Origin of the sequence: Streptomyces sedi (assembly GCF_006335015.1) — a bacterium.
Taxonomy (GTDB): Bacteria; Actinomycetota; Actinomycetes; order Streptomycetales; family Streptomycetaceae; genus Streptomyces; species Streptomyces sedi.
Map to the genome: position 1 here is coordinate 54,717 of NZ_VDGT01000007.1, position 25,747 is coordinate 80,463.

Genomic DNA, 25,747 nt, shown 5'->3' on the forward strand with positions numbered 1-25,747 from the left:
GGCGTGCTCCCTCGCGTCGGGTCGGTTGCGGTCAGGCGCCACGGCTGAGGTGCTCGCGGGCGAAGCCGCCGATCGCCTTCGTGACGGTCGCGGAGATGTCCGCCGGCGCCTTGGTGCGCGCCCACTTCAGGGTGCGGAGCATCCGGGGCGGCGTGGCGTTGAAGAAGTGGTTCCGCGGCTGGTCGAGACCGAGCGGCGGCGGTATGAAGTCGGCACCGCGCAACGCGCCGAACAGTTCGGCGGCCACGTCACCGGGCTTGGCCTCCCCGGCCTCCACCGCCAGGCACAACTCCGTCGACGTACGCAGCAGTTGGTTGCATCCCCGGTGGGTGGGGAACGGGGAGCCGAGGAACTCGGCGCTCTCCAGGTCGCGCAGCGCCCGGTCGCTGCCGGTCCGGCGCAGCGTGTCGTAGGCGCCCTGGAGGTGGAAGGTGCCGAGCACGGTGGAGATGGCCCAGACCCGGAAGACCGCGTTCCACATGTCGTAGTCGCGGAAGGCGATGAACGAGTTGTTGACCAGGTCGTCGTTGGCGTTGAGCAGCGCCTGCTCCAACTCCTCGACGAAGGAGAACCGCTCGCGCGAGAAGTCGTCGTCGCGCACCGCGTCCAGCAGCCGCCAGGCGAGGACGTTGATGACCTCCAGGGTGTTGGTCAGGCCGCGCGAGTACAGGGCGTCGATGAAGCCGGCCGCGTGGGCGGTGACGCAGTAGCGGTCGCCGACGGTGGAGGCGGCGGAGTACTGGAGACGGCCGGTGGAGACCCAGTTCCGCACCGGCCGGGCGTCGGCGAACTGCGGCGCGATGTCGGGGAACCGGCGCAGGAACGCGTCGAACTCCGCTGCGGGCGGCAGCGTTTTGGGGTACCGCCTGGGGTCCAGGGTCAGGCCCACGCTGCACAGCGGGTTGGTGCCCTCGGACTCGTTGTCGAAGGGGATCACCCACAGCCAGCCGCCGTCGAAGACGTGGTGCAGCGTGCCCTGGTGCCAGGGACTGGGGTTGCCGTACGCGGAGCGTGGGGTCATCACGTCGTCGTAGGGCCGCACGCCCACCATGTGGGTGAAGAGGGAACGGGAGTGGTGCTTGAAGCGCGTGGGCTCCTCGCGCAGCCCGAACTTGGTCGCGACGGGCGAGCGGTGTCCGCTGGCGTCCACCACGTAACGGGCGAGCAGCTCGTCTCCGGCGGCGGTGCCCAGCCGCACCCCGCTGTCGTCGATGTCGACGTGCTCGACCATGGTGCGCTGCATCAGCGTGGCCCCGTAGAGGACGGCGACGCGGACCATGTAGGCGTCGATGTCCTGCCGGAAGAAGTGGTTCTCCGTGTGCAGCATCTTGGGGATGACGAACTGGTTGATCTCGTCCGGTCGTTGGGGCATCCCCTCGCGCTGGTAGACGAAGCCGAAGTTCCGCTTGACGCCGCAGGAACGGGTGACGTTCCGCCGCACCGACTGGAAGCTGGCCAGGTTCTTCAGCTCCGGCACGCCGTAGCGGTCGCCGACCACCTTGGTCAGGACGGAGGTGTAGGGGATGGTGGACTCGCCGATGGCGAACCTCGGGTGTGTGCCGGCGTCGATCAGCAGCACCCTGGCGCCGTTGCGGGCCAGCACGGCGGCGAGCACGGAGCCGGCGATGCCCGCGCCGAGGATGGCGACGTCGTAGCGGGGCGCCTTCGGCCCGCCGGCGGGGCGCGGCCCGGCGGCGGGCGCGGGTGCCTCCGCCCGGTTCCCCCCGCCCTCGGTACCGGCCGCGGAGGCGTCCGCGGACTTCTGGGCCGTCGACGGGCCGTCACCGGCCTTCGGCGCCGCTCCCTCCGGTCGCTTCCCCGCCGGAGTGCCCGCCCGCCCCGCGGACCTCGACTTCCCGGACGGTGGCCTGGGGGCCGGTGTGGTCGGTTCCTGTCGCGGCTGCTCTTTCACTGGCCGTCTCCCTCTTCCTGCTGGTCTCGGTACTCGTCCACGTCCCCGGACGCACGCACGGGCGCCCCGGCATCGACGTGTTGTGCGGTGATCTCGTCGGCCAGCATCCGGGCCCAGTGGATGGCCGGTTCCTCGAAGAAGGGGCGTGCCTGGAGGCTCAGCCGCAGTTCGCGCCGGAAGCGCCCGATCAGCTGCATCACCCCGAGCGAGTCGAGCCCCATCTCCAGCAGGCTGATCTCGTCGGTGATCTCCTCCTGGGGCACACCGAGTTGTCCCGCCAGCCGACCGCGCACATACACGTCCGCGGCGGTGGTGCGGTCCTCGGCCGCGAGGGCGAGCAGGGCGTCCAGCTCGGGGGTCGGCTCGGCCGCGTCCCCGGTCACCGGCGCCTGGTCGCTGATCCCGGCGAGCAGGGGACGGCGGCGCCTGGTCTCCAACAGCGGCTTGAGCGTGGGCCAGTCGACGCCGGAGACCACGGCCTGGACGACCTCGGGCGAGGCCAGCAGCTCCCCCAGGTGCCGCAGCCCGGTTTCGGCCGGCAGGGCCCGCAGCCCGTTGGCCTCCAGCCGGCCGAGGAGTTCGTCACCGCCGAGGCCGCTGGTCACGCGCCAGGGGCCCCAGTTGACGCTGAGTCCGGCCCGGCCGCGTGCCCGCCGGTGGGCGGCGAGGGCGTCGAGGAACTGGTTCGCCGCGGCGTAGGCGCCCAGATGGGCAGAGCCCCAGACCGAGGCGATGGACGACATGCCCAGGAAGAAGTCCAGCGGGGTGTCGCCGAGCAGCGAGTGCAGCAGCCAGGCGCCGGTGACCTTCGGGCGGAGCACCTCGTGGAGGGTCTCGGGCGACAGCTCCGAGAGGAGTTCGGCCCCGGCGAGGCCGGCGGCGTGCACCACGCCCCGCAGCGGCACCTCGCCCGAGGTGACGCGCGCCACCAGTGAGGCCATCGCCTCGGAGTCGCTCACGTCGGCAGCGGCCACCGTCACCGTGACGCCGCGGTCCCGCAGCGCCCACACCGCGAGCAGCCGGTCACGGACGGCCGCCGGCAACGTCCGGACGTCACCGTCGGAGGGCTCGGGGAGCCCTCCCCTGCCGGTGAGCACGAGGTGGCGCGCGCCGTGGTCGACGAGCCAGCCGGCGATGGTCAGCCCCAGGCCGCCGAGCCCGCCGGTGATCAGATAGCTCGCGTCGGGCCGGACCGGCGGCGCCGGATCCGTCTCGCCCGCCCGCGTGTCGGGGACCAGACGCGGCACCCTGCGCACCGTGCCGCGCAGCGCGACCACGTCGTCCTCGCCCTCCGGGTCGGCGACGCGGGCGAGTTCGGCGGCGAGGGCGTCCAGTTCCGGCTCCGCGTCGCCGGCCGCCCCGCCGAGGTCGACGGCGCCGCCCCACACCTCGGCGTGCTCCAGGGCCATCACCTTGCCGAGTCCCAGCAGCGGGGCCCCGACGACCCCGTCGACGGGGTCGTCGGGGCCGGTGGCCTGGGCCTGGCGGGTGACCAGCCAGAGCCGGGCCCCTCCGGCCGACCGTGCCAGCTCCCGCAGCAGGTGGGTGACGGTCTCCGCTCCGCGCACCGGCTCGGCGGCGATGTCGGCCGCGGTGGCGCCGGAGGCGTCCGGGGCGTCCAGGCTCCACAGGTGGACCACCCGGTCGAGCGGTCCGACGCGGGCCAACAGGGTGCTCAGCGCGACCGGGTCGGCCGGCGCCACGCGGTGCACGAGGCCCGCCTCGTCAGCGCCGTCGGGACCGGCCGGAGCGTCCGCGGAGTCCCCCGCGGCATAGGCGAGATGGCACTCCTCGCCGTGAGCCGCCAGCCGCCGCGCGAGCCGCTCGGCGGTGCCGCCCGCGTCGGCCAGCAGCAGGGTGCGGCCGGGAGCGAGGGTCGGCTGGGGGGCGGGGGGAGTCTCGTTCCACTCCACCAGGTAGCGGGTCGCGTCGGAGGGGCGCGGCTCGGCCGCCTGCTCGGTCGGGGCGGCCGGCCCCGCACCGGCGACCGCGGGGAAGCCGAACTCGGCGCGCTGGAACGGGTAGGTGGGCAGCCCCGCGTGGGGGACGCCACGCGTCGGGGCCAGCCGGTCCCAGCGCACCGGGGCGCCCCGGGTGTAGAGGTCGCCGAGGCCCCCGCGGATCTCGACGGCCTCGGGGCGGCTCCGACGCAGCGAGGGGACCCACAGCAGGTCGGAGTCCGGCAGCGCCCGGCTGCCGAGCCCCAGCAGGCCGCGCCCGGGGCCGACCTCGACGAAGGCGGTGATCCCTGCCGCGCCCAGCGCGCGCACGCCCTGGTGGAAGCGCACGGTGCCCCTGGCGTGCCGGGACCAGTAGTCGGGTTGGGCCAGCAGCGTGTCCTCGGCGATCTCCCCCGTGAGGTTGGAGACCAGCGGAACGCGCGGTGCCGCATGGGTGAACCGCGCCGCGATTCTGTCGAGTTCGGGAAGCACCGGGTCCAACAGCGGCGAGTGGAAGGCGTGCGAGACGTCCAGCCGCCTGGCCGTGAGCCCTCGGGCGGCCAACTCCTCGACGATCTCGTCGAGTCGCGCTGCCGCGCCGGAGAGCACGGTGGCCTCGTCGCCGTTGACGGCGGCGACGGCCACCCGGTCGGCACGGCCACCGATCGCCTCGCGCGCCTCCTCCTCGGACAGCGGCACCGAGACCATGGCGCCGGCCTCGGAGACGGTCTCCATCAACCGGCCCCGGGCGACGACCAGTTCCAGCGCGTCCTCGAACGAGAGCACGCCGGCCACGCAGGCCGCGGTGTACTCGCCGACGCTGTGTCCCAGCACCGCGCCGGGGGTGATGCCCCAGGAGCGCCACAGCTCGGCGAGGGCGTACTCGACCGCGAAGAGCGCGGGCTGGGTCCAGGCGGTGCGGCCGAGCGCGTCGCCGACACCGCCGGCGGGGTGCAGTACGTCGACCAACGGCCGGTCCAGGTGCGGGGCGAGGCGCTCCGCGCACCGGTCGAGCGCCTCGCGGAAGACGGGCTCGGTGCGGTACAGCTCCGCGCCCATCCCCGCGTACTGGCTGCCCTGGCCGCTGAAGAGAAAGGCGACGCGCACCCGGTGGCGCGGGGCGGCCCTGCGGATCACGGCCTCCGGCGAGCCGTCGGCCAGGGCACGGAGCCCGGCGGCGGCCCGCGCGGTGTCCGTCGCGGCCACGGCGGCGCGCACCCGGTGGTGGCCGCGTCGGCTGCCGGCCTCGGCGGCGACGGCGGCCAACGGCAGCTGGGGCCGGGCGTCCAGGTGGTCCGCCCAGCGTCCGGCGAGGGCGCGCAGCGCGGCCTCGGAACGGGCCGAGACGGGCACCAACGCGGCTTCCGGCCGCGCCTGCCGCTCCGCGCCCCGCGCCGCGTCCGGGCCCGGGTCCGCAGGGGCGGGCGCCTCGGTGACGATGAGATGGACGTTGGTGCCGCTGGCCCCGAAGGAGCTGACGCCGGCGACGCGCGGTCCCTCGCCGGCCGGCCAGGGCGTGGGCTCGGTGGGAACGCGCAACCGGAGCGTGTCCCAGTCGACGTTGGGGTTGGGCGTGTCGAAGTGGAGGCTGGGCGGGATCTCGCCGTGCCGCAGCACGAGGATGGCCTTGCAGAGCGCGGCCACGCCGGCGGCGGCCTCCAGATGGCCGAAGTTGGTCTTCACCGAGCCGACCGGCAGGGACTGGTCCTCGTCCCTGGCCGCGCCCAGCACCGCGTCGGCGGCCCGCAGCTCGATGGGGTCGCCCAACGGCGTGCCGGTGCCGTGGGCCTCCAGGTAGCCGACCCGCGCCGGGGCGACCCCGGCGTCCCGCAGCGCGGCCCCGATCACCTGCTGCTGGGCGTCCCCGCTGGGCACGGAGATGCCGCTCGCCTGGCCGTCGTGGCCCGCGGCCGAGCCCTGGATCACGGCCATGATCCGGTCCCCGTCGGCGAGCGCGTCGGAGAGCAGCTTCAGGACGACCATGCCGCAGCCCTCGCCCCGGCCGTAGCCGTCGGCCGAGGCGTCGAACGCCTTGCAACGACCCCCGGGCGACAGCGCGGCGGCCTTGCTGACCAGTACGAAGCCGTAGGGCGAGAGCAGCACGTTGACTCCGCCCGCCAGGGCGAGGTCGACCTCGCCCTGGCGGAGCGCCTGGCACGCCTGGTGGACGGCGAGCAGCGAGGAGGAGCAGGCGGTGTCGAGCACCTGGGCCGGGCCGCGCAGCCCGAGGGTGTGCGCGATGCGGCCCGCGATGAAGCTGGACTCCCCCAGGATCTGGTAGGCGTCCACGCTGTCAGGTGTGCCGAACTGCTGCCGCAGCCGCACGTAGTCGTTGGTGCTGGCGCCCACATAGACGCCGGTCCTGGTGCCGGCCAGGCTCGTGTGCGGGATGCCGGCGCGCTCCAGCGCTTCCCAGGCGACCTCCAGGGCCATCCGCTGCTGCGGGTCCATGCCGGCGGCCTCGGCGGCCGAGATACCGAAGAACTGCGCGTCGAACGCGGCCGGCTGGTCGAGGAACCCGCCGTCGAGCACGTAGGCCTTCGCCGGCGCGTCGGGATCGGGGTCGAAATAGCCGGAGGTGTCCCAACGGCCCGGCGGGAAGGGCCCGATGGTGTCGACGCCCTCACGCAGCACCCGCCACATCTTCTCCGGGTCGTCCGCCCCGCCGGGAAACCGGCACCCCATTCCGATGACGGCGACCGGCTGCCGCGTTTCCCTTTCCCGTTCCTCCAACACCGCACGGAGTGTGGATATGGTGTCCAGAGCCTTTATCAGCTCGGCACGGTAATCCGGTGTATCGGCGGCTGCTACTGGTGCCGTCATTCGGCGTCCTCCCGCTGACAAAGGCATAACAGGGTTTCCCTGGGCGTCGCCTGGACACACGGTACTGAAGAAGCCGGGTACATGCCTCAGCCGAAGTCATGAACCAACAGGTCACCCAAGGTGGCGAACGGCGGTCGGTCGCGCTTCCCTTTTTGTGATGACAGTAGCCAGAAGGGAGGAGAAACGGATTCAACAGTTCGGTGGAAGACCCCTTGCCCGAGTGGCCGTTAATGTCCCCGGGAAACCGCTCCCGTCTCAAGGAGGTATCGGGTGGCAGGCTCCGTTGACCCCAGCCCACCGGGTGGGCGGGCCGAGCCGCGGCGCTCGGACGAGCGCTGCGACGTGGCCGTGCTGGGAACCGGCCTGCCGGCCTGCGTGCTGGCCGCGATCCTCGCCGCGCGCGGCGCCGACGTGGTGCTGGTCGGCACGGACGACGAGCCGGAGCCCTCGGCGCGCGGCGCGGTCACCGTTCCCTATCTGTCGCTGCTGCTGCGTCAACTCGCCGTGCGCTACCGGGTACCGGGACTGACCGGAGTGGCCGGCTTCGCCGCGCTGCGAGAGCACGCGGGTCCCTCGGCCGGGGTCGCCCGCAGCCTGGGCTTCGTCTACCACCGCGCGGGGCGGGGGCCGTCGCCCCGGGAGGTGGACCAGCTGGCCACGCCCAACGCGGCGCCGGCCGAGGCCATCCTCCACCGGCCGGAGACGGACGCCTATCTGCTGCGCCTGGCCCTGGCCTCCGGCGCCGGACTGCGCCGACACCCGTCCGTGGCCGAAGTGGCCACGGGGCCCGGGGGCGTGGAACTGACCACCTCGGACGGTGCCACGCTGCGCTGCCGCTACGTGGTCGACGCGGTGGGCCGCGACTCGCCACTGGCCCGCGCGTTCGGGCTGCGCGAGGGCGCGCCGGCGCCCCGACACGCCTCGCGCGCGATCCACGGCCAGCTGGTGGGCGTGCGGCCGTTCGACGAGGTCGTGCCGGGCGCGGAGTTCAAGCCGCCGGTGCCCTGGCACGCCGGTCCGCTGCACCATGTGTGCGCGGAGGGCGTGCTGACGGTGACGCCGTTCGGCAACCACCGCAAGGCGAGAAACCCGCTGACCGGTGTCGAACTCACCCTGGACGCCGGGGCGCCGCCGTCCGGCGCCGGCCCGGAGGAGGAGTTCCGGGCCGTCGTCGAGCGCTACCCGGGGATCGCCGCGCACCTGCGCGGCGCCCGCCGAGCCGGCCCCCTGACGGCCACGCCCGGTCCGCAGGGCTACCGGTCGGCCCGGATGCTGGGCGACCGCTGGTGTCTGCTCGGCGACTCGGCGGGGCACGTCGACCCGTTCCTGGCCCAGCCGTTGGTGGTCGCCCTGGAGGTGGTCGGGGCGCTGGCCTGGCGGCTGCTCGCCGCGCTGCGCGACGACGACTTCTCACCCGGCAGGTTCGCCGCCGTGGGCGAGGTCGGGCAGGCGCTGCTGGACAGCAACGAGGCGCTCGTCGCCCAGGTGGCCGCCGCCCGGGGCGAGTACCTGCTGTGGAAGGCGGTGTTGCGGGTCTGGGAGACGGGACTGCTCTACGGCACCTTCCAGATGCTGACCGCGCTGGGCGAGCTGCGCCGCACCGGTTCGGACGAGGCGCTGCGGAACAGGGAGGAACGCTCCTTCGCCGGCTACCCGTTCCCCGGCCACCGGGGCTACCGGCTGCTCCAGGACCGGACCTCCGCCGTGCTCGACGCGGTGGCGGCCGGCACCGCGGACGGCGCCCGAGCGGGCCTGGGCCTGCTCGACGACCTGGCGGCGACGGGCATCGCACCCCCGCCCTTCGGACTCACCGATCCCGCCGAACGCTTCTACTACCCGCGCCCGCCGGTCATCGCGAAGGTCGTGCGATGGACCTACCGGGGTGCGCCGCCCGGCGTCGGGCCGCTGGTACGCGCCGGACTGCGCAATCTCGTGCTTCAGCGCCTCACCCGATAACCCACGAGAGGAATCCCCATGAAGGACCAACCGGCGCAGACGAAAGCCCCGGCCCTGGTGAAGGGACCGGAATACGACGTGATCATCCTGGGGGCGGGGCTGGCCGGCTCCATCCTCGGGGCGATCATGGCCAGGCACGGGGCGCGCACCCTGATCGTCGACGCGGGCAGCCACCCCCGCTTCGCCGTCGGCGAGTCGATGATCCCCTACACCCTGCTCGCGCTGCGCAGCATCGCGGAGCGGTACGACGTGCCGGAGATCGCGACGCTCTCGTCATACGACAGCTGCAACAAGGAGATCAGCACGTCCTTCGGCTGGAAGAAGCACTTCGGCTTCATGCGGCACCAGGAGGACACCGAGCCCGACCCGAGGGAGAGCAACCAGTTCTCCACGCCCGGCATCTTCAACAAGACCGGCCACCTCTACCGCCAGGACACCGACACCTACCTCTTCAACGCCGCGGTGCGCTACGGCTGCGACCAGCGGTTGGGTATGCGGGTCAAGGAGGTGGAGATCGAGGACAAGGGCATCGCGGTCATCTCCACCAACGACGAGGTCTTCCGGGGCCGGTTCCTGGTGGACGCCAGCGGCTTCAGGTCGCCGCTCGCCGAGAAGCTGGAGCTGCGGGAGAAGCCGAGCCGGTTCAAGCACCACTCGCGCTCGCTGTTCACGCACATGATCGACGTGCCGATCACCGACGACGTCCTCCGCCACGCCAAGCGGGACCGCCCGCCGAAGCGCTGGTGGGAGGGGACGATGCACCACCTCTTCGACCGCGGCTGGTTCTGGGTCATCCCGTTCAACAACAATCCGCACTCGACCAATCCGCTGGTCAGCGTCGGCCTGACGATGGACCCGCGGAAGTACCCGAAGGACACCGCCCTCTCCCCCGAGGAGGAGTTCCACGCGTTCGCCGCCCGCTTCCCCGCGGTGGAGCGGCAGTTCACCGGGGCGCGTGCGGTGCGGCCCTGGGTCTCGACCGACCGGCTCCAGTACTCGTCCAAGGCCTCGGTCGGCGACCGCTGGTGCCTCATGTCGCACGCGGCCGGCTTCCTCGACCCGCTCTTCTCGCGCGGCCTGTCCAACACGGCCGAGGTCATCAACGCGCTGGCGCACCGGCTGATGGCGGCGTTGAAGGACGACGTGTTCACCCGGGAGCGCTTCGAGTACGTCGAACAGCTGGAGCAGGGCCTGCTCGACTACAACGACGAGCTGGTCAACAGCGCGTTCATCTCCTTCGACCACTACCAGCTGTGGAACGCGGTGTTCCGCGTCTGGGCGATGGGCTCCAACATGGGCGCGTTCCGCATCCTGCGGGCGCTCAACCAGTTCCGCAGGACAGGCAGCGACGCCTCGTTCCACGCCATGGAACAGGCGACGAACACCGGGCTGTGGTGGCCGGACCACGACGAGTACCGGAAGCTCTTCGACACCACGGTCGCCGAGTGCGAGGCGGTGGAGAAGGGGGTGACCACTCCCGAGCGGGCCAGCGACACCATCTTCGCCATGCTGGAGAGCGCCGACTACTTCCCGCCCGCCATGGGTTTCCAACGGCGTGACCTGCCCTTCATCAATCCGACGCCCAAGATGGTCGGGGCGGTCGCCCGCTGGGCGTTCACCAAGGCACCGCCCGACACGAGGGACCTGATGCTGGGCACCGTCAAGGACATCGCCAGGGCGGGGGTCCGCGTCAAGCGGGCCATCTGACCGACCGCTCCGCACCCTTCGGCCTCCCCTCCCCCGCGCGCCCCGAGTCGACCACGGCTCGGGGCGTCGCCGTAGGCGGCGCCGATCGCCCGCGGTCGGCCCGGTGTGCCGACGGACCGATCGTCAAGAGCCGCCGGCCGCAGGACTGTTGCGGGGCGCCGGGCCGCGCCCTTATATTAATTCCCTGATGAGTTAGTTCTTGTGACACACGATGAGCTGGAGATGACGCCATGGGACAGACACCCGTCGGCAGCGACGGCCAGGAGGAGCTGGCATCCGGGCCGGAGCGGCCCGACGCCGAGGACGACGGCTTGGACCAGGCCGCCCCCCGCAACCGCTGGCTGGCCCTGACCATCGTGTTGTCCGGCGTCTTCATGCAAATGCTGGACACCACCATCGTGATGGTGGCGGTGCCGCCCATCCAGGCGGACCTCGGCGCCAGTTCGGCCCAGCTGGAGCTGATCATCGCCGGCTACTCGCTGGCCTTCGCCTGTGTCCTGATCACCGGAGGCAGGCTCGGGGACCTCTACGGCCGCAAGCGGGTCTTCCTGATCGGGCTGACCGGCTTCACCTTGGCCTCGGCGCTCTGCGGCGCCGCCCCGGACGCGCCCTTCCTCGTGGCGTCCCGGATCTTCCAGGGCATCTGCGCGGGATTGATGTTCCCGCAGGCACTGTCCATCCTCCAGACCACCTTCCCGAAGAGGGAGCGCCCGAAGGCGCTGGCCATCTACGGCGCCTGCGTGGGCCTGGCCATGGTCTGCGGTCCCGTGCTGGGCGGCTCGCTGATCGAGCTTGACCTCTTCGGAACCGACTGGCGCATGATCTTCTACGTCAACGTTCCGATCGGGATCGCCGCCCTGCTCCTCGGCGTGGGGGTGATCGGCGAGTCCCGTGCGCTCGGCGCGCCACGCCTGGACGTGGTCGGCGCCCTGCTGGTCACCACCGGGCTGTTCCTGCTGGTGCTGCCGCTGGTGCTCGGCCAGGAGGAGGACTGGCCGGCCTGGACCTTCTGGATGATGGGCGGCAGCCTGCTGGTCCTCGGCCTGTTCTACCTCTACGAACGCCGGTTGACCGCGCGCTCGGTCGGCACCCCGCTGCTGCGCACCACGCTCTTCCGGCAGCGCGGCTTCACCATGGGCCTGCTGGTGAACCTGGTCGTCTTCATGGGTGTGCCGGCGTTCTTCTTCATCAGCGTCATGACGCTCCAGGTGGCCTTCGAGTACTCGGCCATCGGGGCGGGCGCCGCGCTGCTGTGGTTCGCCGCCATGGTGGGCGCGGGATCGGGGCGGTCGGCGCAGGTGGTGAAGAAACTCGGCACCTGGACGCTGACCCTCGGGCTGACGCTGATGACCCTCGGCATGGTGGGCGTGATCATCACCGTCAACATTGTGGAGACGGACCTGCGCGGCTGGCAGCTGGCGCCGGCGCTGATGGTGGCCGGCCTCGGCGGCGGCTTCTTCCTGGCCCCCGTGATCAGCGTGGTCATCGCGAGCATCAGGTCCGAGGACGCCGGCACGGCGTCCGGCGTGCTCGCCACCGCGCAGCAGGTCGGCTCGGCGATCGGCATCGCCGTGATCGGCGTGCTGTTCTTCGGGTTCATCGGCGACAACGCGCAGCGCTCACTGGAGGAGACCGAACCCGGGCTCCGGACCTCCCTGGTCGAGCAGGGGCTTCCCGAGCCGGCGGTCGAGGAGATCGTGGCCGGCTTCGGCCAGTGCTTCGACGACCGCGCGCAGTCCCAGGACCTCTCGGAGAGCCCGGAGAGCTGCGAGGCGATGCGGGAACGGCTGGCCGCCAGCCCCCTGCCCGACGAGGCCAAGCAGCTGACGGCGCAGGCGATCGAGGAGGAGGCGGCGCCGCTGGCGCTCAAGACCAACTTCGCACAGAGCTACCAGCAGGCTGTCTGGTGGCAGGTCGGCGTCTTCGGGGCCGGCCTGCTGCTGACACTCGCCCTCCCGAAGGTGAGGCCCAAGGGAGGTGTGACCCCCGGCGGCGTCGGCTGACCCCCGCGGCCAGATCCCGCCGGGACATCGAGGGGCCGCGGTCGCCTGAGCGACCGCGGCCCCTCCCCCGGGCTCGCGCCTCGGGAGTCGTGCCCCCTCACTCGCCGCCGGGCAGGTCCAACTCGGCCGTCAGATAGCGCTGGATCACCGGGGCGTAGGCGGCCACCAGCGTCTCCGTGTCGGCGGAGGCGATCGGGTTCACCCGGACGATGTAGCGGATCATGATCAGGCCGATCAGCTGGGAGCCGACCAGGGCCGCACGCATCGAGGCGTTGGGCCGCTCGATGGCCTCGGCGAGCCGGCCGATGACCTCGGTGCTGACGAACGCGCGCAGCATGCGCACCGCTTCGTCGTGCGAGGTGGCCGAACGGATGACGGCGACCATGGTCTCCCGTTTGTCCTGGGACTCCCAGAGCGTGAAGAAGGTGCGCAACAGTCTTTCGCCGATGCCGTCGAGACCGTCCGCCAATAGCGAGGGCATCACTTCGCCAATACGAAGGGCATCTTCCATCGCGGCGGCGAACACGCCTTCTTTCGATTTGAAGAAGTGGTGCACGAGAGCGGAGTCGACCTTGGCCTCCTCGGCAATGCCCCGCACTGTCGTACCGTCATATCCGCGCTCAGCGAACTTCATGCGAGCCGCTCTGAGAATTTCCTCTCGGCTGCCGCTGAAACCGCTTCGCCTTCCCGGGCGTCTGGACATGTCTTCCTCTCCAGCCGTACAGCCTCGCCGAGACGCTCGGAAAACGATGGCTTCGGCGCCCCACACAACGGGGGAAGATGACCTCCATCCAACCCCCAATTCCTGATAACTCGTTGAGCTTACAAAGAAGCCCCCGGGACTGGCAACCTATGACAGGTTTCACCGGATAACCCCTCCGACGGAGAGGAGTTGCCGGGTCCCACGCGGCACCGAGCCTCCACTACCGCACCGGCGAGACGCCGCCTTCGAAGGGACAACCCCCGTGACCACTCGTCCACTTCGGCTTTTCTGCCTGCCGCACGCGGGCGGTAGCGCGGTCGTGTACCACCCGTGGCGGCGCGGGCTCGCGCGGGTCGCCGAGGTCGTCCCCACGGAACTTCCGGGGCACGGCACCCGACGCGGCGAACCCCTGTCCACCGACCTGCGCCAGGTCGTCGCCGACCTCACCGCCCGGGTCCGACCGCTGGTCAACGACCCGTTCGCGCTCTTCGGCCACAGCTTCGGCGCGCTGCTCGCCTTCGAGCTGGCCCGGGAACTCACCGCCGCCGGCACCCCGCCGAGCGCGCTGCTGGTCTCGGGGCGGGACGGCCCCGCCGTCCCCGCGCCGGGGCCAGCCGTGCACGCGCTGCCCACCGCCCGGTTGCTCGACCGCCTGCGGCTCCTGGACGGCATCCCGCCGGCCCTCGCGCGGGACGGGGAGCTGCTGGAGCTTCTGCTGCCGCCGCTGCGCGCCGACATGAAGATGGTCGAGGAGTACGTGCGCGCCCCCGGCCCGTCCCTGACCTGTCCGATCTGGGTGGCCGTCGGGAGCCTCGACCCCATCGCCACCGCGGAGGGGCAGCGTCGCTGGGCCGAGGAGACCTCGGCCCCGTGCCGCCTCGTCTCCGTGGCGGCCGGTCACATGCTCCTCGACCACCCCGGGTTCCTTCGGGAATTGACCAGGGAACTGGCTTCCCACTCCGGCCGCTGACCCGGGCGGCCGACAACGGTCCCGGCCGCGGGACACCCGGCGGCATTCGGCGGGGCGCCGCCGAAGAGCCGCGTTCACCCGAGGAGGACCGTCGGGGTTCATGGCTCCGCGCACCGCCGGCTCCGCTCAGGTGAGGGCCCGCACCACCCAGCGGACCGCCGTCATAACGCCGCGCCAGATCCCGCCGAAGAGGCCCGCCGAAGCGGCCAGGTCGGTGGCGGTGGCCGCCGTGTCCGTGGCGTCGTCCCGGCGGCCGGCGCCATGGCGGCACTTGGGGCACGAACGGGGCCAACGGCGCTTGTCCGCACCGCACTTCACGCACTTCGCCATGGCCCCAGTGTCCCCCACCCCCACCGGGGCCCCGCAGCGCCGGGAACGGTGCGGGGGGCCACTCCCCTCGGCCGCGCCGGTCCCCTCTCGCCGGTCTCCCACACCCGGGCGACGGCGCGACGGAGCCGCCGGGGACCCGCCTGTAGTGCGTACGCACCAGACCCGCCGCGCCGCCGGTCCCCCCGCACCAGGGGAAGACGGCGACGACGCACGATGTCCCGCGGCGCCCCGGACGGAAGTGTGGACGGCACGCGCGAATCCCGCGTTCCCGCCCTCTCTCACGGTGTCTGGAGTGATCTACGGATGGCGAACTCTCTCTATCGGATCGGGCGGTGGGCCTTCCGGCGGCGCCGGCTCGTGGGCGGCCTCTGGCTGGGGGCCCTGCTGGTGGCCGTCCTCGCCGCCGCCGTGGCGCCGGCGGCTGAGGAGGAGGACCTCTCCATGCCCGGCACCGAGTCCCAGGAGGCGTTCGACCTGCTGGGCGAACGTTTCCCCGAGAGCAACGCGCAGGGCGCCGAGGCCCGCGTCGTCTTCCGCGCCCCCGACGGGCAGCGGGTGACGGCCGCCGAGCACCGGGCCGTCGTCGAGGAGACGCTGGGCGCACTGGGCACGGGCGAGCAGGTCGCCTCGGCCACGGACCCCTACGAGACGGGGGCCGTCAGCGAGGACGGCACCATCGCCTACTCCACCGTCGCCTACGACGTGGACGCCCTCGACCTGACCGACGCGTCCAGGGACGCCCTCGGCGAGGCCGCCGACCGGGCCGCGGACGCGGGGCTGACCGTCGAGGTCGGCGGCTCCGCCCTCGACTCGGAGGAGGAGCCGGGCGGCACGACGGAGATCATCGGCGTCGCGGTGGCGGCGGTCGTGCTGGTCGTCGCACTCGGCTCCGTGGTCGCGGCCGGGCTGTCGCTGCTGACCGCCCTGGTGGGCGTGGCCATCGCCTTCGGCCTGGTCTCCGCGCTGGCCGTTCCGCTGGGGCTGACGTCCACCGTCGCCATCCTGGCGTTGATGCTGGGGCTCGCCGTCGGCATCGACTACGCGCTGTTCATCACCTCCCGCTACCGCGACGAGCGGTCCCGGGGCCATGTGCCGGAGGAGGCCGCGGGGCGCGCGGTCGGCACGGCGGGGTCCGCCGTCGTCTTCGCCGGCGCGACGGTCTTCATCGCCCTCGTCGGGCTCGGCGTCGTCGGCATCCCCGAGCTGACCCGGATGGGTCTGGGCGGCGCCGGGGCCGTCGCGCTGGCGGTGCTGGTCGCGCTGACGCTGGTGCCGGCGCTCTTCGGGTCGTTCGGCGATCGGGTGCTCGCCCGCGCCGCCCGCCGGAGTGCCGCGGGGCCCGAGCGGAACGGGCACCCCGAGACCGTGGCCGTCCGCTCCGCCAGGCCGGGGCTCGGCGTCCGCTGGGCGGGCCTGGTGCTGCGCCGGCCGGTGGCCGTGCTGCTGGTCGCCGGGCTCGGCCTCGGCGCCGTCGCCCTGCCGGCGTTCCAGCTCCAACTCGGCCTGCCGGGCGACGAGTCCAAGTCCGTGGAGACCACCGAACGCCGCGCCTACGACCTGCTCTCCGAGGGCTTCGGCCCCGGCTTCAACGGCCCGCTGACGGTGGTCGTCGACACCGCCGAGTCCGGGGAGACCCGGGCCACGGCGGACCTGGTGGTCGAGACCGTGCGGGAGGTGGAGGGCGTCGCCTCCGTCGGGGAACCGGTCCTCGGCGAGGACGGGGACACCGCCCTGCTGACCGCCGTCCCGGAGACCGCGCCGAACAGCGGCGAGACCAAGGAACTGGTCGGCGCCCTCAGGGAGGCGCTCTCCGCCGTCGAGACCGACACGGGCTCACGCGTCCTGGTCACCGGCACGACCGCGATGAACATCGACATCTCCGAGGCGATGTCCGACGCACTCCTGCCCTATCTGACCGTCGTCATCGGCCTGGCGGTGCTGCTGCTCGCGGTCGTCTTCCGCTCGGTCCTGGTCCCGGTCAAGGCCGCGCTCGGCTTCCTGCTGTCGGTGGGCGCCGCGTTCGGGGTGCTCGTCGCCGTCTTCCAGTGGGGCTGGGCGGCCGACCTCGTCGGCATCGAGCAGACCGGGCCCGTGATGTCGCTGATGCCGATCCTGATCATCGGGATCGTCTTCGGCCTGGCCATGGACTACGAGGTCTTCCTGCTCAGCCGGATGCGCGAGGCGTATGTGCGCGGCGCCTCCCCCGACGAGGCGGTCGTGAGCGGCTTCCGGCACAGCGGACGCGTGGTCGCCGCGGCGGCGGTCATCATGGTCAGTGTCTTCGCCGGGTTCATCGGGATGAGCAGCCCGACGATCCAGACGATGGGCGTCGGGCTGGCCGCCGCCGTCGCGTTCGACGCCTTCGTCGTCCGCATGGCGATCGCCCCCGCCGTTCTGGCGCTGCTGGGCCACCGCGCCTGGTGGATGCCCCGTATCCTGGGCCGCGTGCTGCCCAGTGTGGACATCGAAGGTGAGGGCCTGGACCGGCGGGAGCCGGCCCCCGCCACCGGAACGGAGCCGGCCGCGGCGCCGCTCCCCGTCAGCCGGCACCGGCGCTGAGCCGGCCGTGACACGCGGCGAAGGCGGCGGCCCACGCGCGCGCGGCGCGCGGTGGCGGGAGGGCGCGGTCCTCGGAACGGCGTTCGTGCTCTGCCTCTTCGGCGGCGTGATCCACGTCGACGACACCCTGTCGGCGCCGCCGCCCGCCGCCTACCTCGTCGCCCTGGCGTCCTGTGCCGTGCTCCCCGCGCGGCACCGGGCGCCGCTGGCGACCCTGGCGGCCACGACGGCGATCGGGGTACTCGTCCCGTTCCTCGGGCTGCTGCTCAGCCCGCCGATCGTGGCGCCCGCCGTGGTCGCCGCGCACGCGTTCGCGCTCGCCGCGCCCGGCGAACGGCGCGCCGCGGGCGGGGTCTCGCTCAGCGCGGCGGCGCTGCTGCTCGCCTCCACCCCGCTCTTCGGCGAACTGTCGTGGCAGGACGCCAGCCGGATGGGAACGATGGCGGTGATCCCGTTGATGGCCGGCGTGCTCGGCCGCTCGACACGGAACCGGCGCGCCTATCTGACGGCCGTTCAGGAGCGCGCGGCGCGCGCCGAGGAGAGCAGGGAGAGCGAGGCGCGCCGCCGGGTGGACGAGGAACGGGTGCGCATCGCCCGGGAGTTGCACGATCTGGTGGCTCATCAGATCACCCTGGCCCACGCCCAGGCGTCGGTCGCGGCCCACCTGTTCGACACCCGGCCCGAGCAGACCCGCGCCAGCCTCGACGAGCTCGTCGAGACCACGAGCAACGCCCTCGACGAACTGCGCGCCACCGTCGGCCTGTTGCGCCGCACCGGGGACGTGGCCGGCCCCGAGGAACCGGCGCCCGGGCTCGCCCGGCTGCCCACCCTGCTGGAGTCCTTCCGCACGGCGGGTCTTGAGGTGACGGTGCGCCACGAGGGCACGGCGCGGCCCCTGCCTCCCGGGGTGGACCTCACGGCCTACCGCATCGCCCAGGAGGCGCTGACCAACGTGACCAAGCACGCCGGCACCGGGTCCGCCCGGCTCCGACTGTCCTGGGCGCGCGACCAGTTGACCCTCGCGGTCTCCGACGACGGCCCCGGCGTCACCCCGCCGGACCACACGCCCGGCTACGGCCTGATCGGGATGCGCGAACGCGCCACCGCGGCCGGCGGCCACCTCACCGCCACCCACCGCCCCGAGGGCGGCTTCCTCGTGACCGCCCGCCTCCCCCTCCCCCCGTCCAGGGACCCCCTCCGCTCCACGGGAACGCCCCCGGCGCCCGACCGGCCTCCGGACGGCGCTCGGTGACGCTCGGCGATCGGCCGCGCACCGCGGCGTAGTCGACGGAGTATCCTGCCTCCGGCGCTCGGGGGCGCGTCCCCCGTCTCTCACGACCAACCAGGGGAGCCCCGTTGCCCGTTCGGCACGACTACGACGCGGAACGCGAACTGTGGGATGCATACGCCGCGTCGGCGGTGAGGGACGCGGGCGACGTGGCCGAGCCGGGGTTCCGGTGGACGCAGTACGAAGGCCACGGTCCCGGCGTCGAGTTGCTCGGCGATCCGGGGAGCGTGCTGGAGATCGGGTGCGGAACGGGGCGGAACCTCGCGTGTCTGGCGCGGCGCGGGGTGGCGGCGACCGGCGTCGATCTCTCGCCCGTCATGGTCGCGCACTCCTCGGCGCGTTGGGGAGGGCTGGGGGCCCGGTTCGTCCGCGCCGAGGTGCTGGAGCACCTCGCCGGCGAGAGCGCGACCTTCGACGCCGTGTACTCGGTCTTCGGGGCGGCCTGGTTCTGCGCCCCCGAGCGGCTGCTCCCCCTGGTGCACGCCCGGTTGAACGAGGGCGGTCGTTATGTCTTCTCGCAACCGCCGGCCATTCCGGGGGCGTACGGGCCGCAGGGCATGTACAAGGGCGGCTTCGCCGGCCCGGCGAGGTACACGTACCGCTACAGCCACACCGCGGAGACGTGGGCGGCCATGCTGGAGGACGCCGGGTTCGCCGAGGTGCGCGCCTCGGTCCTGGACGCGCCGACGCCCGGTCACATCGGCACCCTGCTGGTGCGCGGCACGCGGCGCTGAGGCGGGGAACGGCGCGGGGCGGCCGGGCGCTCCGCCGTCGCGTCGGCGCCTACGATGTCCGGCATGACCTCGCAGCCTTCCGGGCGGTCCGAAGCCGGGCACGTCCGGGTCCTCCTCGCCGACGACCAGGCCCTGCTGCGCGGGGCGTTCCGGCTGCTGCTGGAGTCGGCGGAGGACATCGAGGTGGTCGGCGAGGCCGCCGACGGGCGGGAGGCGGTGCGGCTGACCCGTCGGCTGCGGCCCGACGTGGTGATCATGGACATCCGGATGCCGGAGATGGACGGGATCGCGGCCACCGCCGAGATCTGCGCCGACCCGGAGCTGCGCGGCAGCCGCATCCTGGTGCTCACCACCTACGAGACGGACGAGTACGTCGCGCAGGCGCTGCGCGCGGGCGCCGGCGGCTTCGTCGGCAAGGGCATCGGCGCCGAGGACCTGCTGGCCGCCGTGCGGACCATCGCCGACGGCGACACGCTGCTGTCGCCGTCGGCGACCCGTTCGCTCGTCGCCCGCTTCCTGGCCACGCCGGACCAGGCGCCGCCGCTCGGGGCGGACCGGCTGGCCGCGCTCACCCCGCGGGAGCGGGAGATGGTGGCACTGGTCGCGACGGGGTTGTCGAATCAGGAGATCGCGGAGCGGATGTTCCTCAGCCCGTTCACGGTCCGGGCCCATGTGCAGCGGGCCATGACGAAGCTGGAGGCCCGCGACCGGGCGCAGCTCGTGGTCATCGCCTACCGGACGGGCCTGGCCCGCGTCGCCCCCGACGAGGGCGCCGGGGGCCCGTCGCGGTAGGGCCGCGTCGTCAGCGCGAGGATCGGGCGGTGGCGCGCGCCAGCAGGAGCGCGGGCACCGCGGCGAGCGCGAAGAGGCCGCCCGCGAGGACGACATAGAGGTGGACGCCGGTCGCGGAGCTGACGGGCGCCCCGTCGGCGAGCGCGCCGGGCACCTGGGTCGCCTTGAGCACCTCTCCCCCGGCGAAGGTGAAGACGACCGAGCCGAGGGCGAGGACGACGGAGACCAGACCGGCGGCCGTGCCCTGCCGTTCGGGTGTGGCGACGCTGGTCACCATGTTGTAGCCGGAGGCGCCGATGGCGCCGGCGGCCATGCCGACCATGGCGCCGCAGGCGATCGCCGTCGGCAGCGTGGAGACACCGGACAGCATCGCGAGGGTCGCCGCCGTTCCGAGGGCGATGCCGCCGAGGAGCGGCAACGCGGGCCCGTGGCGGCCCGCGGCCCAGCCGGCGAGGACGCCGCCGAGGACGATTCCGGCGTTGGGCGTGGCCAGCAGCACGGCGACCGCCTCCCCCTCGCCGAGGCCGTAGCCGAGCCCCAGGCCGGCGGGAACCTGGGCGACGATGCTGGTCAGTTGGAGGATGGCGCGGAACGAGCCGGCCGCCAGCACCAGGGCGAGCAGCGTCAGCAGGATCGGGCGGGTGAGTGCCCGCGGGTCGATGACGGGTTCGTCGACGCGCAGCGCGTGGAACGCCCAGCCGGTCAGCGCGGCGGCGCCGGCGAGCAGCAGCGCGACCGTGCCGCCGTTCAGCCAGCCGAGGTCGCCGCCGAGGCTTACGTAGGCCAGCACCCCGCCGAGGCCGCAGCCGAGCAGCAGGGCACCGGCCAGGTCGATCCGCCCGGTGCCGCTGACGGGGGGTTCCGGGATGAACGCGCGCACGCACACCGCCGCGACGGCGGCGAGCAGCGCGGCCACCAGGAACACGCTGCGCGGGCCGAGGAGTTCGATCACCGGGTCCATCAGGAACGGTTCGACGACGCCCACCACGGAGGAGCCGGAGGTCACCAGCCCGACGAGGGCCATCGCCACGCGCGGGGCGCAGATCTGGCGGGCGAGGGCGACGGTGAGGAAGACGGCGCCGAAGGCGGCGCCCTGGAGGAAGCGGCCGGCCAGGAAGATCCAGAGGTTGGGCGCGGCGAGGCAGACCAGCGCGCCGGCGCAGGCCAGCACCAGCGTGCCGACGAGTGTGCGGCGCCTGCCGTGGAGGTCGGAGCACTTGGCGAGGAGCGGCGACCAGAGGGCGCCGGCGAGCATGGCGCTCGCGTTGATCCAGGCGGCCTGGTCGGTGTCGAAGTGGTCGAGTAACTGCGGCAGGACCATCATCGGGGAGCCGATCGCCACGTCGGCGAGGACGTTGGCGAGGGTGAGCACGACCGCCCACCCGACGAGCCGCCGGCTCCAGGCCGCCTCGGGGCGGTCGGGCCGGTCCGGGTGGTCTGGGCGGTCGGGGTGGTCGGGGGTGAGGGGGGCGGGGTCGCGCGAGGTCACTTTCACGGTGTGCACTCTCCAGCGCGTCGGGGTTCGGGGCCCGGCGGTCGGCCCGGGACGGGCGGCGCGCCGGGCAGGGCGGGGCGTTGCGTGGCGGGGTGGCGGGGTCAGGGCGCGCCGGCTCCGGCGGCCCGCAGCGCCTCGTCGCGGGCGGCGATGTCGGCCCAGGTGGCGGGCACGATGCGGTCCCGTCCGCCGTGGACGCTGTCCTGGGCGAAGTCCACGTAGGGCCGTTGCCGTCGCTCGTAACGCGGGAAGGCGTGGGTGTGGTCGCCGCCGGCGCGTTCCAGTTCCTCGGCGAGGAAGCGGGCGCCGGTGAGGGCGAGGGAGGTGCCGCGGCCGGAGAGGTAGGCCGCGCAGTGGCCGGCGTCGCCGACGAGCACGGCGCGCCCCCGGTGCCAGGCGGGCAGGTGGATCTGGGCCGCAGGGGTGAGGAAGAACTCGGGGTCGGCGCGGGCCGCTTCGAGGAGTTCCGGGATGCGCCACGAGCGGTGGCCGTCGAACGCGTCGAGCAGGGCCCGCTTCTGACCGTCCAGGTCGCGTCGGTCGAGGTCGGTGCTCTCGGAGCGGAACTGGAAGACGGCGACGGCCCCGCCCCCGTAGCGGAAGACGCCGGCCATCCGGCCGGGGACGTTGTGGATCGCGTTGGGGCCGCCGGCGTCGGGCTCGTCGGGGAGGGCGGCGAGGGCGAGGTAGACGCCGAGGTGGCGCGCGTGCTTCTCCTCGGGGCCGAACAACAGGCCGCGTACCGCCGAGTGTTGGCCGTCGGCGCCGATCACCAGGTCGTAGCGCCCGGTGTCGCCGGAGGCGAGGCGCGCGTCGACGCCCTCGTCGTCTCCGGCGTTCCCCAGGCTCTCGATCGCGTCGCCGAAGCGGATCGCCACGCCGGCCGGGAGGGCGCCGGCGAGGAGGCGTACCAGGTCGCCCCTGAGCAGCTCGATGTCGTCGTCCGAGTCGCTGACCTCGGACATCGGTATCCGGGCCACGGGTGTGCCCTCGGCGTCGACGAAGCGGACGGCCTCGGACATCCGCACGCGGTGCCGTCGCGCCTCGGCGAGCAGCCCCATCCGCTCGACGGCCTCGATCGCGTCGCCGCGGATGTCGATGGGGGTGCCGGTGACGCGGAGTCGGGGGGCGCGCTCGACGACGGTGATGTCGTGGCCCCTGACGGCGAGTTCGCGCGCGCAGGCGAGTCCGGCGACGCCGGCGCCGGAGACGAGGATCTTCACGGGTGCACTCCAGTGATCGAGGGGGCTTCGGGAGAGAAGGGGCGCGAGGAGGAGGGAGCGGTCCGCGGCGGCGCCGCGCGGGTGGGCAGGCGGGGACCGCGACCATCCACCCCTAAAAGAAACAACCTGTCGCTTTTAGCGAGCGTACTCACTACCCGGTTGCACCGCAACGCCGCCCCTGGCCACAATCAGCTCCGGGCAACGAGGAGAGGTGGAACGCGGCGATGGCCAACGGCACCGCTCACCGGCAGCCGGCGCGCCGCCCCGGCGGGCGCAACGCACGGGTGCGCACGAGGATCCTCGACGCGACCGTGGAGCTGGTGGCCCGCGACGGCATCGCCGGCTTCCGCTACGAGGAGGTCGCGGAGTGCGCCGGCGTGCACAAGACGAGCGTCTACCGCAACTGGCCCGACCGCGAGGAGCTGGTGGTCGAGGCGCTGCTCCGCTACGCGGAGGACCTCGCCTCGATCGCCGACACCGGCGACATCCACCGCGACCTGGTGGAATTCCTGCTCGCCCTCGCCGGCGGGCTGGAGACGCCGTTCGGCCAGACCCTCGAACGGGCGCTCCAGCCCGGGCGCCAGAGCCCCACCATCCGGACGCTGACCAGGGTCCTCGACCAGCGGGTCGCCGCCATGACGCGCCGGGTGGAGACCGCCGTCGAACGGGGTGAACTCCCGCCGGTGGACAGCGGGTTCCTCGGCGAGATGATCTCCGGTCCGGTGCATCTGATCGTCAACCGCGGGGTGCGCCGCTTCTCCCGCGAGGACGCGGAGCGCGTCGTCGGCGTCGTGCTCGCCGGCATCCGGGCCACCGCCCCCGAGCGCTGAGCGCGACCGGCGCCGCCGCCCTCCCCTACCGGTCGCCCGCCCCCGGAGAAGAGGAGAACCCACGATGGACGCCGTCGCCCCGCATCTGGTCGCCGAACCCGCCTTCGGCTCCTCGGTGTTCCTCATCCCCACCAACCGCGACTACTCCCGCGCCGCCGCCAGCTATCTGAGGGAGCTGGACTTCGCCAGGGAACGGGCGGGCAGGTCGATCCCGCTGGTGGTCTCCGAGACCGACCGGGGCCCGAGCGTGCCGGCCAACGCCGAGGCGCTCGCCGCCCTGGCCCGCGAGAACCCGGACCAGCCCGTCCACCACCTCACCCTGGACGCGCAGCACGCCTACTTCGACGAGCTGCTGCGGGGCGAACCCGCCGCCCTCGCCGAGGTGTTCCGCTCCCCGCGGCGCGACTACGGCACCGCGATGAACAAGCTGTTCCTGATGACCGCCTCGTTCGGCGCCGAGGCCCTGCACCGGCGCGACTCCGACACCCGGCTGCTGGACGAGGAGGTGCCGGAGGCCGCCGGCCGGTTCCCGATCGAGGTGGAACTGGCCTTCCTCGGCCGCCGCGTCGGGGACGTCGAGGCGGCCGGGAGGGAGGGCCGCGACCCGGCCGTCGAGGACGCGCCGGTCTGCGTGGTGGGCGGCAACTACTTCGGCGAGTGGAACCTCGACGTCAAGGACCTGGCCGAGCGCTCCTACGGCATCGTCCACCGGCTCTACGAGATCCTGGGCTTCGCCCCCGAGGACGTGCCCGCGCTGGTCTCCGAGGTCTTCCCCGCCGAGCAGGTCTACGACGGGCGGGACGCGCGCACCCTGCGCCTGGCACCCAACGAGGGCGCCGACCCCGACTGCGGCAACGTCGCCGTCACCCGCGTGCACGAACTGCTGCCGAGCGTGCCGAGCGACAACAGCCTGGCCGTCGACTACTTCGGCTTCGACCTGGCGATGGCGCTGGGCATCCCGGCGCTCCACCACACCAGGACGGTCTTCCACGAATACCACTCGGGGCGCTTCGTGCCCGAGGAGAAGCGGCTGTACTGGGAGGGCGTCGCCCGGTTCGCCGACTACTTCCACAGCTACGGGCCGCTGTTCGAGCCCGGTGCCCTGGGCCGCGCCGACCTGGCGGGCGAGGAGCTGATCCCGGCGGAGTCACGGGCGGCGATCGGCCGCGCGGTCGGCGCGCTGCCCGGCGCCGACCCGGCCGGCAGGGCGGCCAGGATCACGGCGCTCGCCGAGGAGATCCTGATCCCGTTCGACGAGCGGTACGCGCGCATCGGCCGGCATCTGGCGCGGAACGCGGAACGGTACGTGCGCGAGGCCGACGCGGGCTACGCGCACCACCGGCTGCTGCTGGAGCGCTGGCCGGGGCTGATCGAACGGGCCGGGAACCTCGATCTCCGGAAGTTCGCGCCCGCGCTGCGCGGCTGAGCACCCCGCACCCCGCACACGGACGCAGACGCGGCGCGGCCCCGGTCCTGGATTCGGACCGGGGCCGCGCCGGGGCCTGTCGTCGCGCGCGTCAGCTGGCGGCCGGCGGGGCGCCGACGACGTCGGCGTTGTCCTCCAGCCACGCCTCGACACCGGCGGCCGGGTCGTCCGCGTGCTCGTTCACGACGAGGTCCTCAAGGGAGCCGTACTCCTCGTCGGAGAGCTTGATGCCCTCGATCCACTCGGCGACCTCGGGGAACTCGTCCGCGAAGCCCTCCTTGCCGAGGAAGTGCAGGGCCTCGGGCTCGCCGAGCGCGCCCTCCGGGTCCTCCAGGTCACGCACGGGGTACTCGGCGTTGGCCCAGAACGGACGCCACAGCGTGACGACGATCTCCTCCTCCTGGTCGATCGCGTTGCCCAGCTCGGTGAGCATCGTGGAGGTGGAGGAGGTCGACAGCGAGTAGCCGGCCTCGTCCAGGCCGTAGGTCGGGATGACCTCGTTCTGGGTGACCTCGGTCAGGCCGGCGCCGGGCTCGATGCCGACGATCTGGCCGCCCAGCTCGTCGACGTGGTCGGGCAGCTGGTCGATCGAGGTGATCTCGCTGTACTCGGGAACGGCGAAGGTGAGCACCGCGTTGTCGTAGTAGGCGCCGATGTCCTCGATGCGGTCGCCGTACTGCTCCATGTAGGAGGCGTGGGTCACCTCGGGCCACGCCGAGGGGAACATGTCGACGTCGCCCTCGGAGAGCGCGGTGTAGAGGACACCGGCCTCGCTGATCTCCTCGTGCTCGACCGTGTAGCCGGCCTCTTCGAGGAGGTTCTCCAGCAGGTAGGCGGTGCTCAGACCGTCGGTCCAGGACGGGATGTAGCCGAGGGTGATGGACTTCCCATCGCCGCCGCCGTTGCTCTCGTCGTCGTCCGAGCCGCCGCAGGCGGCCAGCGAGAGGCCGAGCCCGGCGGCGACCGCCACGGCGGAGATCTGGCGAAGGCGAGGAGTCGGGGTTCTCATGGGGTCTCTTTCTCTTGACGACAGGGGAAGTGACGTTCTGGGGGATG

17 protein-coding genes are annotated in these 25,747 nt (G+C 73.2%); 10 read left to right on the forward strand and 7 right to left on the reverse strand.

Going from position 1 to position 25,747, the window contains the following annotated elements; translation table 11 throughout:
- Positions 1–31: 31 nt before the first annotated feature.
- Complete coding sequence (locus tag FH715_RS11360) at positions 32–1,912, reverse strand: NAD(P)/FAD-dependent oxidoreductase (RefSeq protein WP_246108689.1); 1,881 nt, start codon at positions 1,910–1,912, stop codon at positions 32–34.
- The gene (locus FH715_RS11365) at positions 1,909–6,588 is read right to left on the reverse strand and encodes a beta-ketoacyl synthase N-terminal-like domain-containing protein (protein WP_170184702.1); all 4,680 of its coding nucleotides are present in this window, start codon (positions 6,586–6,588) and stop codon (positions 1,909–1,911) included. The genes FH715_RS11360 and FH715_RS11365 overlap by 4 nt, the downstream gene beginning before the upstream one ends.
- 357 nt (positions 6,589–6,945) lie before the next feature.
- On the opposite strand from FH715_RS11365, the gene FH715_RS11370 reads away from it, so the two are divergent.
- The 3 genes from FH715_RS11370 to FH715_RS11380 all read left to right on the forward strand — a co-directional run bounded on the left by FH715_RS11370 (position 6,946) and on the right by FH715_RS11380 (position 12,341).
- Entirely contained in the window at positions 6,946–8,631 is a 1,686-nt protein-coding gene (locus tag FH715_RS11370) for an NAD(P)/FAD-dependent oxidoreductase (protein WP_139644011.1), read from the forward strand.
- 18 nt (positions 8,632–8,649) lie between these two features.
- Positions 8,650–10,338, forward strand: a complete 1,689-nt coding sequence (locus tag FH715_RS11375) for an NAD(P)/FAD-dependent oxidoreductase (RefSeq protein WP_139644015.1) — start codon at positions 8,650–8,652, stop codon at positions 10,336–10,338.
- Positions 10,339–10,568: 230 nt separating this feature from the next.
- The gene (locus FH715_RS11380; protein WP_139644017.1) at positions 10,569–12,341 is read left to right on the forward strand and encodes an MFS transporter; all 1,773 of its coding nucleotides are present in this window, start codon (positions 10,569–10,571) and stop codon (positions 12,339–12,341) included.
- A gap of 97 nt (positions 12,342–12,438) precedes the next feature.
- Here the strand turns inward: FH715_RS11380 and FH715_RS11385 are convergent, their stop codons facing one another.
- On the reverse strand, positions 12,439–13,044 hold the full coding sequence (locus tag FH715_RS11385; RefSeq protein ID WP_139644020.1) for a TetR/AcrR family transcriptional regulator: 606 nt from the start codon (positions 13,042–13,044) through the stop codon (positions 12,439–12,441).
- A gap of 262 nt (positions 13,045–13,306) precedes the next feature.
- On the opposite strand from FH715_RS11385, the gene FH715_RS11390 reads away from it, so the two are divergent.
- Entirely contained in the window at positions 13,307–14,014 is a 708-nt protein-coding gene (locus tag FH715_RS11390; protein ID WP_170184703.1) for a thioesterase II family protein, read from the forward strand.
- A 126-nt stretch (positions 14,015–14,140) separates the two neighbouring features.
- Here the strand turns inward: FH715_RS11390 and FH715_RS11395 are convergent, their stop codons facing one another.
- Positions 14,141–14,344: a hypothetical protein gene (locus FH715_RS11395; protein WP_139644024.1), complete on the reverse strand. Its 204-nt coding sequence runs from the start codon at positions 14,342–14,344 to the stop codon at positions 14,141–14,143.
- 303 nt (positions 14,345–14,647) lie between these two features.
- Between FH715_RS11395 and FH715_RS11400 the strand changes: the two genes are divergently transcribed.
- The 4 genes from FH715_RS11400 (at position 14,648) to FH715_RS11415 (ending at position 19,717) form a co-directional block, all read left to right on the forward strand.
- Positions 14,648–16,903: an MMPL family transporter gene (locus FH715_RS11400; RefSeq protein WP_139644026.1), complete on the forward strand. Its 2,256-nt coding sequence runs from the start codon at positions 14,648–14,650 to the stop codon at positions 16,901–16,903.
- 7 nt (positions 16,904–16,910) lie between these two features.
- Positions 16,911–18,155, forward strand: coding sequence for a sensor histidine kinase (locus FH715_RS11405; RefSeq protein ID WP_139644028.1), 1,245 nt, complete (start codon positions 16,911–16,913; stop codon positions 18,153–18,155).
- A gap of 104 nt (positions 18,156–18,259) precedes the next feature.
- A complete protein-coding gene (locus tag FH715_RS11410; RefSeq protein WP_139644031.1) occupies positions 18,260–18,925 on the forward strand; it encodes a class I SAM-dependent methyltransferase in 666 nt (221 codons plus the stop codon).
- A gap of 63 nt (positions 18,926–18,988) precedes the next feature.
- Positions 18,989–19,717, forward strand: a complete 729-nt coding sequence (locus FH715_RS11415; protein WP_139644034.1) for a response regulator transcription factor — start codon at positions 18,989–18,991, stop codon at positions 19,715–19,717.
- A gap of 10 nt (positions 19,718–19,727) precedes the next feature.
- Here the strand turns inward: FH715_RS11415 and FH715_RS11420 are convergent, their stop codons facing one another.
- Together FH715_RS11420 and FH715_RS11425 are read right to left on the reverse strand one after the other, a co-directional pair.
- Positions 19,728–21,212: an MFS transporter gene (locus FH715_RS11420; protein ID WP_246108690.1), complete on the reverse strand. Its 1,485-nt coding sequence runs from the start codon at positions 21,210–21,212 to the stop codon at positions 19,728–19,730.
- A 101-nt stretch (positions 21,213–21,313) separates the two neighbouring features.
- Positions 21,314–22,435 (reverse strand): FAD-dependent oxidoreductase, encoded by a 1,122-nt coding sequence (locus tag FH715_RS11425; protein WP_139644037.1) that lies wholly within the window; start codon positions 22,433–22,435, stop codon positions 21,314–21,316.
- A gap of 224 nt (positions 22,436–22,659) precedes the next feature.
- On the opposite strand from FH715_RS11425, the gene FH715_RS11430 reads away from it, so the two are divergent.
- Both FH715_RS11430 and FH715_RS11435 read left to right on the forward strand, forming a co-directional pair.
- Positions 22,660–23,265, forward strand: a complete 606-nt coding sequence (locus FH715_RS11430) for a TetR/AcrR family transcriptional regulator (RefSeq protein WP_139644040.1) — start codon at positions 22,660–22,662, stop codon at positions 23,263–23,265.
- Positions 23,266–23,329: 64 nt separating this feature from the next.
- Positions 23,330–24,691 carry a DUF6271 family protein gene (locus FH715_RS11435; RefSeq protein ID WP_139644043.1) on the forward strand — a complete coding sequence of 454 codons (1,362 nt, stop codon included), beginning with the start codon at positions 23,330–23,332 and terminating at the stop codon, positions 24,689–24,691.
- 91 nt (positions 24,692–24,782) lie between these two features.
- Here the strand turns inward: FH715_RS11435 and FH715_RS11440 are convergent, their stop codons facing one another.
- Complete coding sequence (locus tag FH715_RS11440) at positions 24,783–25,700, reverse strand: glycine betaine ABC transporter substrate-binding protein (RefSeq protein ID WP_139644045.1); 918 nt, start codon at positions 25,698–25,700, stop codon at positions 24,783–24,785.
- Positions 25,701–25,747: the final 47 nt, after the last annotated feature.